Raw genomic sequence first — 2,229 nt, 5'->3', positions numbered from 1 at the left:
GGGCGCCGTTCCATCGCCGCCCACGCGAATCCGGCGTGCGGCGCCGTTTCCCGAACGAAAGCACCGCGACACGCCGGCATTTCCCGAACGAAAGCGCGGGTGGCGGGGCCGGCACGGCGCGGCACGGGAGGCCTCAGTCCTCGGCGACGCCCAGCGCTCGGCGCATCGGCAGGAACTTGGCCCGGATCTCCGTGACCTCCTCCTCGGGCACCGCTCCCGGGACCATCCCGCCCCCGGCCTGCAGCCGCACCCCGCCGGGCACCTGCTGGCCGCAGCGCAGTGCCAGGGCGATCTCGCCGTCGCCGTCCTGATCCAGCCACCCGACCGGCCCGGCGTAGCGGCCGCGGTCCACGGGCTCGACCTCCGCGATCACCCGCACCGCGTCCGGCGTGGGGGTCCCGCCGACGGCCGCCGTCGGATGCAGCGCGGCCACCACGTCCAGCACGGTCCCCCGCCCATCCCGCAGCCGGCCGCGCACGGACGTGGCCAGGTGGTGCACGTTCGGCAGGGTCAGGACGGTGGGCGCGGGGTCGTCATCGGCGAGGTCGACGACGGGCGCCAGCGCGTCCAGCACCGACCGCGCGGCCCAGCGATGCTCCTCCGCCAACCGCGGATCAGAGGCCAGCCGCTCCCGCAGCGCGGCGTCCTCCTCCTCGTCCGCGCCGCGCGGCATGGACCCCGCCAGCACCCGTGAGCCCACGAGCCCCGCGTGCCGCGTGGCGAGGACCTCGGGCGTGGCGCCCAGCAGTCCGCCGACGGCGAACACCCAGGTCTGCGGGTACTCGCGGCGCAGGGCCCCGATCGCCCGCCACAGGTCGGCGTCGTCCGCGGGGACGGTCATCGTGCGGCTGATCACGACCTTCGCCAGCTCCCCGCCCGAGTCGGCCATCCGCGTCAGCAGCTCGCGCACGCCGACCGCGTAGCCGGCGTCGTCCCAGGCACGGTCGGCGACGTCGGTGGGCAGGGGCACCGCACCGTCGGCCAGCAGACGGGCTCCGCGGTCCGCGGCGACGGCGGCTGCGAGCGCGTCCGCGTCCACGTGCTGGGCCACGTCCCGCACGCCGGACGGCGTGGCGCGGCGCAGATCCGCGGGGATGCGCAGGACCGCGGGCTCGGGCGAGTCGTCGGCGAAGGTCGAGGAGATCCAGCCCCGCAGCGAGGCCGTCGGGTCCGGTCGCCCGGCGACGGCGGCCTGCCACAGCGCGGAGAGCCGGCGGAGCCGGTCGGTGCCGTCCAGGAGCACGGTCCAGCCGCCCTCGCCCCGCCACGCGTCGTCCCCGTGCGCCCACAGCACGGCCCGAGCGAACGGGGGGACGGCGGCCTCGGGGGTCCCGGTCGCGGGGGCGCCGAGGTCCGGGAGCAGGGAGCGGACAGACATGGCCCCCATTCTCTCCCACCTCGGCGGACCCCCGCTCCGGGCCCGGGCGTCGGCCACCGCCCCGACGACGGCGGCGAGCAGCGTCGTCGGGCGCGGAGGGATCCCGTCAAGGCTTGCGCCGGCACACCCGACGTCGCAGGGTGGGGGCACCCGTTCACCTCGCGTTCAGCCGACCGCCTTCCCCGGAGGACTCGCACCATGACCCCCATCCCCCCGGACCCCCACGCCGATCACGCACCGGCGGTGGACGACATGCCGCTGGACACGACGGCCGCGCCGGACATCCCCGCCGCGGTGGACCCCGTGCCGCACGGGATGGCCGCGCACGTGCTCGAGCGCGAGGTCGGGCCGCTGATGGCGCGCTTCCCCGGCGTGGCCGACGAGGCGACGGTGCGTCAGATCCTGTTCGACTCCTACGCCGAGCTCGCCGCGACGAGCCGCCATCCGGAGATGCTGCCGACCACCGCGGTGCAGCATGCCGCCTCGCGCCTGCGCGCCAGGGCGATCAACCAGGGCAGCATCGAGTCGCGCCACCCGCGTGTGCTGTTCGTCTGCCACGGCAACGCCGGCCGCTCGCAGATGGCCGCGGCCCTGCTCGAGAACCGCACCCACGGCGCGGTCAGGGCCCGTTCGGCCGGCACGGAACCCGCCGGCGAGGTCATCTCCACCGCGTTCGAGGCGATGAACGAGATCGGCATCCCGCTGCACCACACGTACACCAAGGGTCTGGACCCGGACGTGCTCCGGGCCGCCGAGATCGTGGTGCTCTTCGACGGCGCGGACCCGTTCGAGATCCCCGAGGGCCCGCAGGTGCAGAAGTGGTCCGTGCCGTCGATCCGCGGCATGAGCCT

2 protein-coding genes are annotated in these 2,229 nt (G+C 76.0%); one reads left to right on the top strand and one right to left on the bottom strand.

The features are described 5' to 3' along the window. Positions 1-133 precede the first annotated feature (133 nt). Entirely contained in the window at positions 134-1,378 is a 1,245-nt protein-coding gene (locus AB0L75_RS44055) for a chorismate-binding protein (RefSeq protein WP_216882749.1), read from the bottom strand. Between the two features lie 198 nt (positions 1,379-1,576). Between AB0L75_RS44055 and AB0L75_RS44050 the strand changes: the two genes are divergently transcribed. Further along, on the top strand, positions 1,577-2,229 hold a 653-nt coding region (locus AB0L75_RS44050; RefSeq protein ID WP_365191921.1), incomplete at its 3' end, for a hypothetical protein.

It is taken from the genome of Streptomyces sp. NPDC052101 (genome assembly GCF_040680235.1).
Lineage (GTDB): Bacteria > Actinomycetota > Actinomycetes > Streptomycetales > Streptomycetaceae > Streptomyces.
Note: the sequence above shows the minus strand (reverse complement) of the source record. Positions and strands in the feature narration are given on the sequence as shown.

Bases quoted from the DNA above. Each gene is read 5' to 3' on its own strand.
- AB0L75_RS44055 (WP_216882749.1), bottom strand. From the start codon at position 1,378: ATGTCTGTCCGCTCCCTGCTCCCGGACCTCGGCGCCCCCGCGACCGGG.